Below are 15315 nucleotides of genomic sequence, written 5' to 3'. Positions count from 1 at the left end.
TGGGTCGGGGGTGGAGTCCACTCCCGTGCGCGCCGCGCGGCGTACCGGTGCGGTGGTCGGGAGCGCACCGCACCATCCGGTGCGCGCACCGGTACGCACTCCGAACCGCACCGCGCGCCGGATGGTGCGCACCATCGTGGTCTTCGCTCTCGAAGCGGGCTCCACTCCCATCGGCCACCCCGGGTGCGCGGTGGAGTCCACCGCGCCCCGCTTCACCGGCGGCGCCCCCGCGCGGTGCGCCACAGCGTCGGCCGGCCCCCGGGGTACTGCCGCGAGCGGGAAGGGCGCCGGACCGGCGGCTTCGGTGTCGGGTAGAGCGCCGCGCGCAGCCGGGAGGCGTCGACGAGCTGTTGGAGGTGTTCCAGGCGCTCGGGGGGAAGATGCGGGATCGGCTGGACCACGAGGAGCCTCCGTACGTCGGGAACCTGTCGCGGCATCCTCACCTCGTCCCGGCGTCTTCGGGCCCCGGGCGCCGGCCTCGTCCCGGCGGGTGCTCCGGCGACTTCGCCCGGCGTCCCGCCGGGAGGAACCGGTCCGGCTGCCGGATACAAGCTTCAGCGCCCTGGAGTCGCTCCCCTGCCCTGGCCGGGTCCGGGGCCTGGGCGCTGGTGCTTGCACTGGTCGGCGCGAGCGGGGGCGTCCGGGCCGGAGGGTGGGAGGTCAGCGGCGAGAGCGCACGCGGGTGATCAGCCAGGTGCCGCCAACGATGAGCAGGGCGAAAACGCTCAGCCCCGCGCCCAAAGCCGTCAGCAGCCACAGCCGCTCGCGCAACCTCAGAGTGCCGCTGAGGGTGACTTGAAGGGAGCCGACCGCGAAGGCGATCGCCGAAGTGAACACGGCAACGAGTTCGACGGCCCGTACGGAGGAGCGGTGCATAGCGCGCTCCAGGTCGGCGTTGGCTGCATCCTGGCGCCGCCAGCGAGCTTCGTGCTCTGCCTCGCGTGCCGCCCGTAGCCGGGCTTCCTGGATGGCATCCCGCTTGACGAGGTACTGCTCCAGGAGCAGTTCGCGGCTGAAGGCCCCGTGGTGGGCAAGCATGGCCAGAGCGGCGTCGATATGGGACAGGGCCTCGTCGTCGTCGGCACACAGGTGGTGGGCGGTGGCGAGACGGAAGCGGAACATGTGGTTGTCGGGGTGGGTGTGCACAGCCTCCTGTGCAAGTCGGCGCAGGAGTTCTCCCTGACCGTCGAAGGGCACGGAGAACGCCAGCCCGTTCAAGCACACGTCCAGAACGTGCCGCGAGCGGTGCGGGGCCGTCCAGGCCCGGTCGAGGAGGTCTCTGGCGTGCTCGGTGGTCAGGGCGCGGCTGCCGAACGCCGCGAAGGAGCGCAGTGCCAGGACTACGGGTTCGTTGCGGTGAGTGCCGGCTGCGGTGGCGAGGGCGGATGTGGTGAGGAAGGCGTTCAGGTCGTCAAAGGCGAAGTTGGCGCGGAGTTTTCCGGCGTGGTAGAGCAGCAGGGTCAGGGCCAAATCGGCGGCTCCAGGAACGCCGACGATGCCTCGGACCGCCTCGTCGAGCTGTTCACGGGTCTCGATGTGGGACCGGTTGATGAAGCCGTTACCCAGGGTCCACTGCTCGCGCACGGCGGAGCGGCATTCGGCGGTGGTGTGCACGGCGATCCAGCGCGCGCAGGCCAGGGCGGTTTCCGAGGACGGACTGTCGGCGAAGCGCCGCCGCCAGTAGCGATCGGCGCAGACGAAGAACGGATCGGTCGCGAAGTCCGCGGAGCGGACCTCGAAGTCGGGTTCCTGTCCACTCTCGTGCAACCGGAGGGCGGCCTCCTCGGCAATACGACCGAGGTCAGCGGCATCGGCGCCCACTGTCGCTGCCAGCCGGACCCGAATCTGCTCGTGCCCTTGTTCCCGCGCGGCCGACGTGTCCATCGCTTCCCCCCTGCGTGATCGTTCTCCCCGCAGGAAACCCTACAGGTGCACGTCAACGCGCCTTGGGAAGAGGCGCACGCCGCCCTGACGGTCGGCAAGGTCCATCCGTGCTCGTCGCTCCCCGTCTTCCCCGCGCCGTCCAGGCAGGGGCAGGAGACCGCGGCACGGTGCCGGGAGGAGCTGAAGGAGCAGGAGCGAGTGCGCAGAGCCGCAGAGGACGAGCGCGCCGGCTTGAGCAGGAGGAGCGGAACCGCGTGCTCATGGAGCAGATGAAGGCGCGCTGGGCGGCACAGGACGCGCGGCTGGAGCGAGAACGGGTGGAACGTGAGGCGAGCCTTGCCCGGGAGCAGGCTGAGAAGGAGGAGCGGGAGCGCCGGTGAGATAGTCGCCCAGGTCGTAGTCGGTGTCTTCGTGGGGTTCGTAGGCGCCGTCGGAGGCCAACAGCAGCCACCCTGGCCGGGGCAGGCCCTCTCATGTGATCGATCGCCGGGTGCCTCCGGCGCTGTCCGGCCTCCTCGTCGTCACGAGTCCCGCCGAGGCAGGCGGTGATCAGGTTGCGGTCACCGAAGCCGTCGTAGGCGCGGCGGGCGTTGTGGTCCTCGGTGAGCTGCCGCAGGAGCCCGCGGGGTCCGCCGAGGGGGAGGCAGGCGCGGGCGGCCCCCGACCAGGCGGCCGTGAACAGGCCACCGGGGACGTGAACGGCGACGACGGCCGCAGCAGAGGGAAGGTTGTGGTCGGGGGTCGTGACGGGCGGGTTCGGCGACGTAGCGCTCGACCTCGGCGCGCAGGCCGGCCTCCGCGTCACCGTGTCCGGCAGGCGCGCGCGGTCCAAGACCGTGTCCTATGTGGTGGGGCGGTCATGGGGCGGGGTAGGTGAAGTGGGACTGTTCCGGACGGGTCGGGGGAGATCGCGAAGCCGTTGATCCCTCTCGGGTGCGGCCGCAGGGTGGCGGGACGCGGGACACACCTGATGAGAAGCTGTTCGCCGCGATCGTCTACGTGCTGGCCTCCGGCTGCGCCTGGCGGGCCCTGCCACCTTGCTTCGGGATCTCGAAGTCGACCGCTGACCGCCGGTTGCTGATCCGGTCGCGTGCCGGGGCGTGGGGCCGGCTGCATGAAGAGATCCTGCACCGCCTCGACGACGCCGGCCTGCTCGACCTGTCGCGCGTCGTTCTCGACTCCGCCCACGTCCGGGCGGAAAAGAGGGCGGACTCACCGGTCCGAGCCCCGTGGACCGGGAAAACCCGGCTCGAAGACGCACATCCTGTCCGATCGCCGAGGGCTGCCCCTCACCGTCGGACTCTCCGCCGGCAACGTCCACGACAGCCACGGCCCGAAGCCCATGATCACCGGTCTCCAAACGAAACACGACCCCCATCGAGGCCGGCACTTCCACCCGGGCGAACTCCACGCCGACAAGGCCTACGACATACCTGAACCGCGGAAATGGCTCCGCGGCAAACGCATCGGCGTCCGCGTCGCCCGCAAGGGCACCGAGTCCGGCGAACGACTCGGTCGCCGCCGATGGGTCATCGAACGGACCATGTCCCGGCTCACCGGCTACCACCGGCTCAACCACCCCTACGAACGCCAACCCCGCAACCACCCGGCCTTCCTCGGCCTCTCCGCAGCCCTCTGCCGCTGCAAACGACTCGTCCGCCCCACCCCATGGGACACGGTATGAGTTGCGCCTTCACGGGTGACCTCGGGACGCTGCACCCGGAGTTGACGGAATCGGCGGCGGTCTGGGAGGCGGCGGAGGTGACGACCCGTATGTTCGAGGCGTACCTTTCGGCGAACCGCTTGTGCGAGCTCGGCAGGCATCACGCCGCGGGCCGTCCCTGCCACTCGGTGCTCCCCGAACCGGACCGCGCGACCCGCCGATGACGCTCACGCCAACAGGTCGAGCAGTGCCGCACCGTCATCCGTGAGGCACAGGCGGATCTCCCGGCCGTGGCGCAGGCGCCGCAGCAGGCCCGAGCGGGCGAGCCGGTCGCAGTGGTAGGTGGCGGTGCTGACGGTGATGTGGGCGAGGCTCGCGGCTTCCGACACGGACGGTCGCCGGCGCGCGTGGCGCAGGAGGGTGGCGCGGACCGGTCCCAGGACGAGGTCGAGGCGGTCCCGCGCGGGTGGGGGGTGCGGTTCGGTGGACCGGTGGGCGAGCCGGCCCAGCCCCGGGAGTGGGTAGCCGACCCAGATCAGGTCCGGGTCCTCCGCGCTGTATGTGCAGGCGCCGAACCCGGACACCAGCGGGACGAGGACGAACCGGCGCCGCCCCGGTCCGGTGGCGTGCTGCGGGCACGGGTGGGGCAGGTGGAGCCGGCCGTCGGCGTACCGGACGGGGGCGCCGAGGTCGTTGATGACCGTGTCGAGCGCGCCGGTGACAGAGGCGACCCCGACGCGCTCCACTTCGCGGCCCAGCAGTGCGTCCGCCTGGTGCCACAGCGGGGCGAAGGCGTCCCAGACGGCGCGCGTGAGGGTCCGGTAGGTGTCGAGGAACTCCCCCGGCCGTTCGGCCACGTGCTGCCATGGCGCGGGGACGGCGCTGCCGAACCGGTGCTCCACCTCACCGAGCAGGGTGTCCGGCTCGATGCGGTCCAGCTCGTCGGTGATCGAGGTCGCGGTGCCCGTTCCGCCTCCGCTGTCGACGCCCGACGTCAGGGCGAGCGAATCAGGTGCCCAAGGATGGCTGGAGGCGAGTAGTGCGTGCAGGGTCGCCGCGGCTGCGGGAGGTGCCGTGTCGCGGATGACGCGCCGCCACTCCGGTGGCATCCCGTGGGAGGCGTGGCCGAAGGCGTCGGCGATGACGGAGAAGAGCGTCGTGCCCGGGAGCCTGCTGACCGACAGTCGCAGGTCTTCCGTGGGGCCGACGGGCACGGTCGGTTCCTTGGGCATGGCCGTCCCCCGATGGGTTCCCTGGGTGACCGGTCGTCCCCGGTCGGCTGGGAGCCTAGGGGAGCGGCTTCTCCCCGGAAGGGCGTTGGCCGGATAGGGAGAGGAGAACGACCGAAACCCCCGCCGCGCGGGCGGCGGGGGCAGGGGCCGGCCGGTAAGTGGCCGGGCCCGGTGTGCGGTGGGGGCGATCAGCAGGCGTTGACCCAGTCGTGCGACGAGATGTTGTCGTTCAGCGGCTCGCCGCCGCCGTTTCCGTTGTACGGGAAGCGGTCGTAGCGCATGTCCATCAGGTAGCTGCCGTTGCCCAGGCAGTACCAGGCCCCGCTCTGGTCGGTGTGCCAGAAGAGCCGCACGTCTTCGTAGGCGCCGGCGAAGCCGTTGTTGTGCACCGACGACGCCTGATTGCGCATGTTCCGGTCGGCCCAGTTGTCGCTGTCGTCGGACCAGGTGGCCTGTCGCCCGCCCTTCCACGAGTGCTCCCACGCGTACAGGTAGCCGTCGGCCGCCGCGGTGGTGGTGCCGGCCGCCACCGCGGTACCGGCCGTCGGCCCGGTCTCGGCGTGCGCCGCTGCCGGGAACAGGCCGATCGTGGCCGCGGCCAGCGCGCTGGCCATGAGGTGGGTGATGCGGATCTTGGACATGGACTCTCCTCGTGTGATGTCGGTTGTCGGTGCAGGGGTGAGCGACCCGCGCTGGTGCGCGCGGGGGTCATGGGGTGGCGGACCGCCGGTCAGCGGCCCAGTACGGCACGCGCCCGCGGCAGGGCGGCGGCCCGGAGCCGTTCCACCCGCTCCACGGCGGTGCGGTGCTCACGACGGAGTTCCCGGTCGTGGTGGTGGTCGAGGCGCTGGGCGACGGCCGCCAGGCCGCTGTCGTGTGCGCACTGCGCTTCCCGGACGGCCACACGCACCTCACGGGCCCTGCCGGGAGCGCCCTTCCCGCTGAGGAAGGCGTCCCTGGCCTCGCGCGGGGTCCGGTACGGGAAGCCGTGCCGGCGCATGCACGCCGACCAGGCCCGTACGGCTGCGGCGAACTCGGGTTCGGCGGCGACCCGCTGCCGCCTGATGCCGCCCAGGTTGCCGACGAGGGTGTTCGCCGCGTACCAGCCGGCGACGTCTCCGTACAGGGCGCGCCAGGCCGTCACCCGGCAGCCGTTGCCGCTGTGTCCCACAACCGCGCCGCCGGGCAGTTCGGCGCGCAGCCCCTGCCCGTCGGTGGTGCCGTTGAGGGCGGTCACCGCGGCGTGACGGCGTTCCAGGGGCAGGCCGCCGAGGTACACCCGGTTCGGGTCCTGGCGGCGGAGCGCCTCGACCCGCGGTTCGAGGACGCTGCCGTAGCCGTACCGCCCGGCCCACTGCGCGTCGTCGACGACGTACGGGAAGTCGCGCGCCTCGGGCAGCGGGTTTTCGGGCTTGGCCCAGTACCGGAACCCGGCCGCCGTCATGCACCGGCGCTGGAGCTCCTGTTCCGCGTCGTGCAGCAGGCTCCGCCCAGCGGCGGTGGTGGCGGCGACGGTCCGCACTGGTGCCGCGGCTCCGCCCGCGCCTGCCGGCGCCCCGGCGCTTGTGCAGCCGGTGACGGCGAGGAGGAGGGCCGTCCCCGCCAGCGCCGTGGTCGTCAGCCGGCGCCGGCCGATCCCGCCCGGCCGTTGGGAGAACGCTCTCCTCATCACTGATGTGCTCCTGACATGCGTGGGTCACCGGGACCCGATGCCTTCCAGCCGCGAACCGGTCGCGGCCTGCCCCGGTACCGAGGAGTCTCGCGGGGCGGCCCGCCGGCCCGACAGCCTTTCGAAGGCTTTCGAAACGTGCCCGCGAACGGCACCGCCGCCTTACTGATCGTTTCAGGACGAGTTGAGCCGTGGGCCTTGCGCTTGACGATCTTGGTCGGCAGGGTGTCCGGCGTGCGTGCTGACCTTGTTCCTGACGAGCTGTGGGAGCGGTCGGCCCCGCTGGCGCCGCCCGCGCCCGAACGGCGCCATCGCCACCCGGGGCGGCTGCGTGTTCCCGATCGAGTGGCGCTCGCCGGCGTCATGTACGTGCTGCGGACCGGTGTCGCGTGGCGTGACGTCCCCGCGGAGGCGGTGGGTCGTTCCGGGGTGACGGCCTGGCGCCGACTGCGGGACTGGACCGAGACCGGCGTCCGGCCGTGCCTGCACACCGCCCTGTTGACCGGGCTTCGTCGCGCCGGCCTGCTGGTCCTGGACGGATGCTCCGTGGACGGATCGCATGTCCGGGCGTTGAAAGGTGCCTCTATGGTTTTCGTCAAGCTGTGATCGGCGTGGGCGGTTGGTAGGAGGTGCCGTCGCGGAGCATGGCGAAGAGGACGTCGACGCGGCGTCGGGCCGGGGTGACGAGGACCGCGATGTGGTGTTTCCCCTCGCGTCGTTTGCGGTCGTAATAGGCGCGTGACTCGGGCTGGGACAACGAGGCGAACGCGGCGAGGCAGAAGGCCCTCTTGAGCTGTTTGTCACCTCGCCGGGACGGGTGTTCGCCGCGGACGGACGAGCCGCAGCTGCGGGTCACGGGTGCCAGGCCGGCGTAGGCGGCGAGGTGACCGGCGGTGGCGAAGCCACTGCCGTCGCCGACGTCGATGAGGATGCGGGCGGCGGTCCTGATCCCGATGCCCGGCATCGGGATCAGGACCTGGGAAAGAGGGTGGGCCTCCAGGAGTTCTTCGATCCTCGCGGCGAGGATTTTGCGCTGGTCGAGCACTGCCTGGAGCGAGTTCGCCGGGCTGGGGACGATCAGCGCGGCGGCATCGGTTCCCGGGACGGTGACGGTCTGTTCGTCGAGGGCGGCGAAGTGGAGGTCGGCGATCCGCCGCATGGTCAGCCCCGGCAGATATGCGGTCTGACAGCCTGTGCCCCGGGCGACGGCCAGGGACAGAGCCCCGATGGAGGCCGGCTGTCGACGACGACAAGCACCGTGTCGTGCTCGGCCCGGAGCTTGTCGAACAGCTCCCGCGGCTTCGGTTCGCTGTTGGGCAGCGGCTTGTCGAACACCTTCTTCCCGGCCCGGCTGACGGCGGTGGCGTGGTGTTCGCCTTTGCCCACGTCCAGACCGAGGTGGACGTCGATGACGGTCTTGTCCGGCATTCCCGTGTCTTCCCTGCCCGTGCTCTCCCCGGCCCCACCCATGGCATCAGCGTGCCGGCATCCACGTTGCGAAGAGACTGTCCAGGGGGCGCTCGTGCCTCTGATAAGCGGTCTGCCAATGCCTCCGGCACCGACGACGCCACCTTTTCGATCATCATCGACTGGGGCTCGAGTCATACCGGGGCCGAAGGCCGGGAGCCTCATTGCGAGGCCACGAAGAAGGCAACAGGGCTCACACCGGACCTTCGCCTGTCGACCGCGCCCGGCCGGACAGCAAGCACCACCTGATCCCGACCGGCACGGCACTCCCCTTGCTGTGACTCTGACCGGCGGAAACAGGCACGACGTCACCCAGCTGACACCACTGCTGTACGCGATCCCCCACATCCGAGGACTCCGCGGGAGACCGAGACACCGGCCGGGCCGGCTGTTCGCCGACCGCGGCCACGACCACGACACGTACCGGCGTGTCCTGCGGGCCCCTGGCGTCACACCCGAGATCGCCCGACGCGGCGTCCCGCACGGCTCCGGACCGGGCAGGACCCGCTGGGTCGTCGAGCGGGCCTTCGCCCGGCTCCACCAGTTCAAACGCCTGCGCATCCGCTACGGGATACGCGCCGACCTCCACCTCGGCCTGCTCCCACTCGCCTTCAGCGTCATCTGCTTGCGACGCCTACGAACCTCATTCTGAAATGATCAGTTAGCGGCAATTGGTCAAGGAACGATGGCAAAGGACACCTACGGGCCATGCAAAACAGGCATACGGGGGCATGTTCTGAGGCGTCGTGGCACTTCCCGGGGAGAGGCGTGACAACCGGTGTCACGCTCACTGTCCTCCGTCAACGGACGGGGGACACGGAGGCGGACCGGGGTTGAGCAACTGCCCCCTGGCCAGGTGAGTATGTGTACTCACGCTCCGGGCCCGGCATGATCGGAGACTGGGCGCATGACCCGAACCCACGGCTCCGCCAGCACGTCCGCCCGCTCCTCGCGCCGGCCGCGGCTCACCCTGCCCCTGACGGTCCTTGCGGTGCTGGTACTCGGCGCCTGCGGCACAGCGAAGGCCACCGGCAACGGCGAGTCGGCCTCGACCGCGGTGGCCGCGGCGCCCGCGCCCGCGAAGCCCATGGGAAGCCTGTCCTCCCCGGCCCTCGCCGAGATACAGAAGTACATCGCACAGACCTGCCCGGCTCCGGGAACCCCCCAGGAGGGGCCGCCGAACCCGCAGCCGGCTCCTCCTGGCGAGGAGGCTCCGGCCGGCACGGTCGAGCCGGTGATGCCCACGGCGGGTCCGGAGGTGGAGCTGAACGCGCACGACTGGTGCGCGAGCAACCATCACGAGCAGCGCATCCACATGGCCGTCCAAGAGTTGACGGACCCCACCCCGGCCAAGGTCAGGGCGGCCCTGAACGGCCTCGGCTACCCCGACGAGCGCATCCACGACCTCAAGCAGTCCGGTGCGACCACGCAGTTCTTCCTCGACCTGCGCGAGAACGGCGGACGGCTCTGCCTGGAGGGTTCGGTGGGGGGCGAGGAGCCCGTCGTGGACAAGTGCGTGGCCCCCGCGACCGGCCCGTTCACGGCCGGGAGGACGCAGCACTGACCAGCCCCGTACCGACCCGAGGCCCGTGACCTGTTCGTCGACCGGCCGTCCGCGCCGCACACACGACCCTTCCGGCGCTGTACGGCCGTCATGCTCGGGGGAGCCCACTTCCCTGGCTGAACTCGCTTCGCGTGCGGCGCTGTCCCCGGGTGCGGGTCGGTGACGGCCACAGCGGCTCTGAGTCTCGGGGGGCATCAGTGAGCTGCCACCAACCTGAATTCGCAGGTCAAAGGGCTGGTGAGGTCGGTCCTCGGAGTGCTCGTGCTGGTCGTGGGCGGGAGCCCATCGAGAAGATCGTCCGACAGAGGTCGGGATTGTCTCCGAAACGGAGTCAGGGGCGGCGCTCCGGCCCGTGCACCCGGGCTGGGGCGCAGTCCGTTGCCGGCCAGCGCATGACATTCTGGCCCAGTGCTCCTGAACGATCTCTCCAGCAGTGTCGGCCTCCGCCCAGTGCGCTATCAGTTCGCCACCGTTCGGGGCGACTCGTACGACGACAACTGGCTGGTCATCGAGGGCACGGTGGTGACCCTTGAGGGAAAGTGGTCCTTTGCCGATCCGTGTCTGCTCACCGACGAGGCCCGCCAGGTGTCCGCGTGGCTGCGCGCGGTGGCCGCAGGGACGGTGGACGTCACCGAACCTGATGCCGAAGGCGAGCTGTCGCCGGACACGTGGTTCATCGAGCCGGTCGTGGCATTCAGCCTCGCCCATCGAATCGAGAGCGGGACTGCGGTGATCCGCGTTCACCTGTCTCTGGAGGCGGCACCTCCGTGGCAACGGGGCGATGACGGGGCCGACATCTACCAGTACGTCGTAGAGGTCAGGTTGGACACCGCAACGCTGCTGCACGCGGCTGACGAGTGGGACCTCTCGCTGGCTTCCCTCCCGTCCCGCTGATCCAGCCGCCCGACACTCCCCGGACAACCGATTCCTACCTGGTGGGGTCGGGTGCCCCTCTACGATCCCGTGCATGCTGGATCCCGAACTGCTGGAACGGATCACCGCGCGGCGCGCGGAACTGGACGAACTCGAAGAGCAGCTGGCCAAACAGCCGGCGGAAGTACGGGCCGAGCGGGACGAACTCGCAGTCGCCGAGCGCCTGCTTGAACGGATGACCGGGCGGCTCGCCGAGGAACGCGCCTCCGCCGGTCCGGTGCCCGGGCAGGTGGGCGGCCGGGCGGTGATGCTGATTCCGCGCCGTGAATCGGGCGTGGAGGAGGACGTGCTGCCGTGGGACTACCAGCGCATCCTCGCCGCCGTGCGGCAGGCCGCCGGACCGGCCATGGCCCGCGAGGTCGGCGAGATGGTGGGGGTGGACGTCAGCGTGAAGGCCAAGCTGGAACCGCTGCGCGGCAAGCTGGTCGGACTTGTCGATCGCGGCCGGCTGCGGAAACTGCCCGACGGCCGGTTCACCACCCGCCCGTAACCAGCAACACCGCCACTCGGAGCGGCTCGGCACGGACGTGACCCGGTTGCCCCGGCGGCCGTTGGAATTGTGTGACGAATACCAAAGAGCGCGCCGAGCACACCTGCCCGCTTGTCCATCAGTGCCGTCCGCCGCTGTCCACGCGCACTGTCAACCACCTCGCCGACCTGCTGCGGCGTCGTCCGAAGGCGATCCGGTCCAGGTGGCGGATGCTGCCGCCCGGGAGGATCGCGGTGATCGTCCTGGCCGTACTGCGGCACGACCAGCGCCTGGTCGACATCGCCGGCGGCAGCGACGTGTCCGAGTCGACGGTCCGCCGCTGGCGGGACGAGCTGATCGGGCTGCTCGCCGCCCAGGCGCCGCGCCTGGACCGCGCCCTGCGGAAGGTCGCGAAGCAGGGTGGGGAGGTGGTCCTGATCGACGGCACCCTCATTCGCACCCAGCGCCGCACCGGCAAGGCTGACCGGCGAAACCATTCCGGAAAGCACCGCAGCCATGGCCTGCACTTCCTCGCCCTGACCGACGAGAACGGCCGCCTGATCTGGACATCCGCCGCCCGGCCCGGCCGCACCCACGACAACACCGCCGCCCGCCACGACCACATCCTGGCCCACCTGCGCGCTGCCGGCCTCGGGGCGCCGGCCGACCTCGGCTTCCGCGGCCCGGACAACGACATCCTCGACCCCGTGATCGTCACCGGCCACGCCGCCAGCCGCACCCACAAGCTCACCCCGGGCGAGAAGGAAGCCAACCGCGTCCTCGCCGTCGGACGCGCGCCGGTCGAGCACGGTTTCGCCCACCTCAAGAACTGGCGGATCCTCACGGAACTCCGTACTGATCCCGCCCGAGCCACCCGACTTCTGCGCGCTCTGCCCGTCCCGACGAACCTCGAAGTCAACCGCTGACGGATGATCTTCTCCGTGGGCACCCACCCACGACCAGTACGAGTACCCGGTGGACCGGTCACACCAGCACCTCGACCTGCGATTTCAAGTTGGCGGCGACCCACTCGGTGGGCTCCACTCTCCACGGAGTGGAACCCACCGTGGAGAGTGGAGCCCCTCAGCGGCTCACACCTCCGTGTCCGGCGCCCGGCTGCTCAGGAAGCCGCCCGCGCCCCTGGTCTTCGAGAACCGGCCGAGGAGCGGGGGCCTCGGCCCGCGCCCGACCGCGAACACCGGCATCCCGCTCGCCGACGCCTACCCGTGGGTCAAGATTCCCGGCGAGTCCGCCGGCAGTTGCACCCGCAACACCGGCGGCACGATCGATCCCGAGCACGGCGTCGTCGATCCGCCCGCCGGCACCTGGTGGCCGGAGCGGGCCCGCACCCTCGCCCGCAACGTGGGGCACCGCGGCCGACCTTCGGCCACTGGTCTCCGCCCCTTCCGCGTCCGGTTCCCGGGCCCCCGGGGCCGGACGCGGCACTCACCCCCGGTGAAGAACTCCCCGCCGACGCCGTCCGCCGCCGGGCACGGGCACCGCTCCGGGTCCGTCCGGTCGGTGGCGGGGCACGAGGGCCAGTCCCAGGAGGGGAATCGTCGCGAGGAGGAGCCAGGGGGCGGGGCCGTCGTGGTCGAGCAGCGCCCCGATGGGGGCGCCCGCGGCGAGGACGACGAGGCCGGAGAGCGAGGAGAGCGCCCCGGTGGCCAGGCCGATGCGCGTCTCGCCGGTGAGGTCGGGGAGGAGCGCCCGGGTGGCGGGCAGGACCAGCATCTGACCGAGGGTGAGCAGCACGGTGAAGGCGATGGCCCCCGCCGGGCCGTCGAGCGTCCGCAGGGCTCCGGTGGTGGCGAAGGCCGCGGTGATCAGCAGCAGTCCGGCGCGGATCATGGCCGGGCGGCCGAGCCGGGTCACGGTGAGCCGTTCGACCGTGGTGGAGCCGAACACCACGAGCACGGAGGAGAGGGCGAAGAGCCAGCCGAGTGCGGCCTGGGAACCGGTCGCGCGGTCGAGCTCGGCGGGGAGCGCCAGGTAGAGCTGGTTGTAGGCGAGGAGGTAGGTCGAGTAGGCGAGGGCGAGGAGGAGGAAGGAGCGGTTGCCGAGGACCTTCCGCCAGGGATCGCGCCGCCCCGCGTCCGCCGCACGTGCGGTGCGGCGCGGCAGGAGCCTGGCGTGGGCGGCCAGGATGACGAGGAAGATGCCCGCGCCGGCCAGGCAGGCGGTACGGAAGTGGCCGGAGCCGCCGCCGTACAGCAGGAGCGTGCCGAGGACGGGGCCGAGGAGGGCGCCGGCCTGGCCGCCGGCGGAGAAGCGGGCGAGGGTGCGCGTGCGGCGGGGGCCGCCGTCGCGTTCGGCCCGGAGTGCTTCGCGCGCGATCTCGGACTCGACGGCGGGCGAGAAGAGCGCGGCGGCGAAGCCGACCGTGATCACCGCGCCGATCACGGTCCAGGCGGTGGCGGCGAAGGCGAGCCAGACGAATCCGGCGACGCGCAGGGCGCAGCCGGCGAGGACGACGGGGCGCGGGCCGTACCGGTCGGTGAGGGCGCCGCCGACGACGAACAGGCCCTGTTGGCTGAAGGTCCGCAGGCCGAGGACGAACCCCACGAGGGCGCCGCCGAGTCCGAGGGTGCCGCCCAGGTGGTCGGCCAGATAGGGGAGGACGGCGAAGAAGCCCACGTTGAAGGCGAACTGGCTGGCGACGAGGAGCCGGGCGAGCGGGGTCATGCGTGGATGCCTTCGTGGTGCTGTGGGAGGGTCGGTCGGGGGGCTGGCGGGGGTGGCCGGACCGCTGTCCGCGGTGCCGCCGGGGAGGTGGGGCGGTCCCCATGGTTGAGAGTTAACCCACCCGAGTAAAGTTCGGTAAGCCTACCCTTATAGGCTGGTGCCACTCGGGGCTCCACCCTCCCCGGGCGCTTCGTCCCGCTCATCCGACAGGACCTCTCCATGCGCACCACCACCCGCGGTCTCCTCACCGCCCTCGCCCTCACCCCCCTGCTGACCGGCTGTTTCGCGCCGAGTCAGAACTCCGGCGGGGCCGACGACGGGCAGAAGGACGCGGCGGGTCGGCTGCGGGTCGCCCTCGCGGTGCCACCGGTCAAGGCCCTCTCCCCGTACAGCAACGACGCCACCGTGCTGAACAAGCTCTCGGTCGCCGAGGGCCTCACCGCCCTGGACGCCAAGGGCGCCGCCGTCCCCGCGCTCGCCACGTCCTGGAAGCGGGACTCCGCCACCGGCTGGACCTTCGAGCTGCGCCGGGCGACCTTCCAGGACGGCACGCCGGTCACCGCGCAGGCCGTGGTCAACGCCCTCACCCACGCCGGTCACGCCTCCCCCAAGCCCCGCGTGCTCAGCGACGTGGATCTGACCGCCCGCGCCGTCGACGCCGACACCGTGACGCTGACCACGAAGAGCGCCGATCCCGTCCTGCCGCTCCGTCTCGCCAGCCCGGCCCTCGCGATCCTGTCGGCGAAGGCGTACGCGGCGGACGGCACCGTGACCCCGGTCGGCACCGGCACCGGCCCGTTCCGCGTCACCGGGCTCACCGGCAAGACCAAGGCCACGCTCGACCGGTACGACGGCTACTGGGGCGGCAGGGCGAAGTCCCCCGGCATCGACGTGACCTGGATCGCCGACGGCACCGCCCGCGCCAACGCCCTGCGGTCCGGCGGCGTGGACATCGCCGAGTGGATCCCCACCGCCCAGGCGAAGCTCCTGGACGAGGGAGCCCGGCACGAGGTGCCCTCCGTGCGCACCGACAGCCTGATCCTCAACACCGGCGGCGGCCTCTTCACCGATTCCGCACTGCGCGCGGCGGCCCGGGAGGCCGTGGACGGCTCCGCCCTCGTCGGCTCCGTCTTCGGCGGCTACGCCGACCCGGCCCGGGGCCTGTTCGGGCCCGCCGTCCCCTGGGCCGCCGACCGGCGCGTCGCGGTGACCGGCCGCGCTCGGGCCGCGACGCCGGACCAGGTGCGGGCCAAGGCCACGGGCCGGACCCTGCGCCTGGCCACGTACACCAACCGCGCCGAGCTGCCCGAGGCGGCGAGCGTGCTCCAGCAGCAGCTCGAGAAGGCGGGGTTCACGGTGAAGCAGGACGTCCGTGAGTACACGCAGATGGAGGCCGACCTGCTCGCCGGGAAGTACGACGCCCTCGTCTTCTCCCGGGTCACCCTGCTCGACACCGGTGACGCCGTCGCCTCCCTCGCCAGCGACTTCACCGGCACCGGCGTCTACAATATCGCCGGCCTGAAGGACGCGGCGGTCGACCGGGCCGTCCGTGCCGCCGCCGAGGAGAGCGACATGGCGAAGCGCCAGCGGAAGGTCATGGAGGCCGAGGCGACGATCCTGCGGACGGACGCGGTCGTGCCGCTCGTCCACGAGAAGGTCGTCCAGGGCATCGCCGCCGGCGTCGAGGGCGTGACCCTCGACCCCCGCGAGCGTGCCCTGATCACCCTCGACACCCGTCGCAAGTAGCGG

12 protein-coding genes and 5 pseudogenes are annotated in these 15315 nt (G+C 71.7%); 10 read left to right on the top strand and 7 right to left on the bottom strand.

All coding sequences use genetic code 11. The features are described from left to right. Positions 1–212: 212 nt before the first annotated feature. Both ACZ3IL_RS28195 and ACZ3IL_RS28190 read right to left on the bottom strand, forming a co-directional pair. Positions 213–437: a hypothetical protein gene (locus ACZ3IL_RS28195; protein WP_467394824.1), complete on the bottom strand. Its 225-nt coding sequence runs from the start codon at positions 435–437 to the stop codon at positions 213–215. A 223-nt stretch (positions 438–660) separates the two neighbouring features. Beyond that, on the bottom strand, positions 661–1884 hold the full coding sequence (locus tag ACZ3IL_RS28190; protein WP_467394822.1) for a hypothetical protein: 1224 nt from the start codon (positions 1882–1884) through the stop codon (positions 661–663). A gap of 254 nt (positions 1885–2138) precedes the next feature. Between ACZ3IL_RS28190 and ACZ3IL_RS28185 the strand changes: the two genes are divergently transcribed. Further along, positions 2139–2264: a hypothetical protein gene (locus ACZ3IL_RS28185; RefSeq protein ID WP_467394820.1), complete on the top strand. Its 126-nt coding sequence runs from the start codon at positions 2139–2141 to the stop codon at positions 2262–2264. Positions 2265–2791: 527 nt separating this feature from the next. After that, positions 2792–3568: pseudogene (locus ACZ3IL_RS28180) on the top strand (IS5 family transposase). A 206-nt stretch (positions 3569–3774) separates the two neighbouring features. Here the strand turns inward: ACZ3IL_RS28180 and ACZ3IL_RS28175 are convergent. From ACZ3IL_RS28175 to ACZ3IL_RS28165, 3 genes are all read right to left on the bottom strand, one after another. Continuing rightward, positions 3775–4779 carry a hypothetical protein gene (locus ACZ3IL_RS28175; protein ID WP_467394818.1) on the bottom strand — a complete coding sequence of 335 codons (1005 nt, stop codon included), beginning with the start codon at positions 4777–4779 and terminating at the stop codon, positions 3775–3777. 188 nt (positions 4780–4967) lie between these two features. Further along, positions 4968–5420, bottom strand: a complete 453-nt coding sequence (locus ACZ3IL_RS28170; protein ID WP_467394816.1) for a hypothetical protein — start codon at positions 5418–5420, stop codon at positions 4968–4970. Positions 5421–5509: 89 nt separating this feature from the next. Continuing rightward, positions 5510–6448, bottom strand: a complete 939-nt coding sequence (locus tag ACZ3IL_RS28165; protein ID WP_467394814.1) for a hypothetical protein — start codon at positions 6446–6448, stop codon at positions 5510–5512. A gap of 234 nt (positions 6449–6682) precedes the next feature. Between ACZ3IL_RS28165 and ACZ3IL_RS28160 the strand changes: the two are divergent. Beyond that, a pseudogene (locus ACZ3IL_RS28160) lies at positions 6683–7039 on the top strand (transposase); the annotation flags it as partial. A gap of 4 nt (positions 7040–7043) precedes the next feature. On the opposite strand, the pseudogene ACZ3IL_RS28155 reads toward ACZ3IL_RS28160, so the two are convergent. Further along, positions 7044–7876: pseudogene (locus ACZ3IL_RS28155) on the bottom strand (transposase). A gap of 236 nt (positions 7877–8112) precedes the next feature. Between ACZ3IL_RS28155 and ACZ3IL_RS28150 the strand changes: the two are divergent. The 6 genes and pseudogenes from ACZ3IL_RS28150 to ACZ3IL_RS28125 form a co-directional block, all read left to right on the top strand. Further along, positions 8113–8567: pseudogene (locus ACZ3IL_RS28150) on the top strand (transposase); the annotation flags it as partial. 255 nt (positions 8568–8822) lie between these two features. Beyond that, positions 8823–9479, top strand: coding sequence for a hypothetical protein (locus ACZ3IL_RS28145; RefSeq protein WP_467394812.1), 657 nt, complete (start codon positions 8823–8825; stop codon positions 9477–9479). A gap of 408 nt (positions 9480–9887) precedes the next feature. Continuing rightward, a complete protein-coding gene (locus ACZ3IL_RS28140; RefSeq protein ID WP_467394810.1) occupies positions 9888–10373 on the top strand; it encodes a WapI family immunity protein in 486 nt (161 codons plus the stop codon). A gap of 73 nt (positions 10374–10446) precedes the next feature. After that, positions 10447–10902, top strand: coding sequence for a hypothetical protein (locus tag ACZ3IL_RS28135; RefSeq protein WP_467394808.1), 456 nt, complete (start codon positions 10447–10449; stop codon positions 10900–10902). 71 nt (positions 10903–10973) lie between these two features. After that, entirely contained in the window at positions 10974–11807 is an 834-nt protein-coding gene (locus tag ACZ3IL_RS28130; RefSeq protein ID WP_467394806.1) for a transposase family protein, read from the top strand. Between the two features lie 49 nt (positions 11808–11856). Then, a pseudogene (locus ACZ3IL_RS28125) lies at positions 11857–12102 on the top strand (hypothetical protein); the annotation flags it as partial. 225 nt (positions 12103–12327) lie between these two features. On the opposite strand, the gene ACZ3IL_RS28120 reads toward ACZ3IL_RS28125, so the two are convergent. Further along, positions 12328–13566 (bottom strand): MFS transporter, encoded by a 1239-nt coding sequence (locus ACZ3IL_RS28120; protein WP_467394804.1) that lies wholly within the window; start codon positions 13564–13566, stop codon positions 12328–12330. Between the two features lie 219 nt (positions 13567–13785). Here ACZ3IL_RS28120 and ACZ3IL_RS28115 point away from each other — a divergent pair, with 219 nt between their 5' ends. Further along, the gene (locus tag ACZ3IL_RS28115; RefSeq protein WP_467394802.1) at positions 13786–15312 is read left to right on the top strand and encodes an ABC transporter substrate-binding protein; all 1527 of its coding nucleotides are present in this window, start codon (positions 13786–13788) and stop codon (positions 15310–15312) included. Positions 15313–15315 lie beyond the last annotated feature (3 nt).

Source organism: Streptomyces sp. NPDC014907 (assembly GCF_055562975.1).
This window is presented reverse-complemented; position numbering and strand designations above follow the sequence as displayed.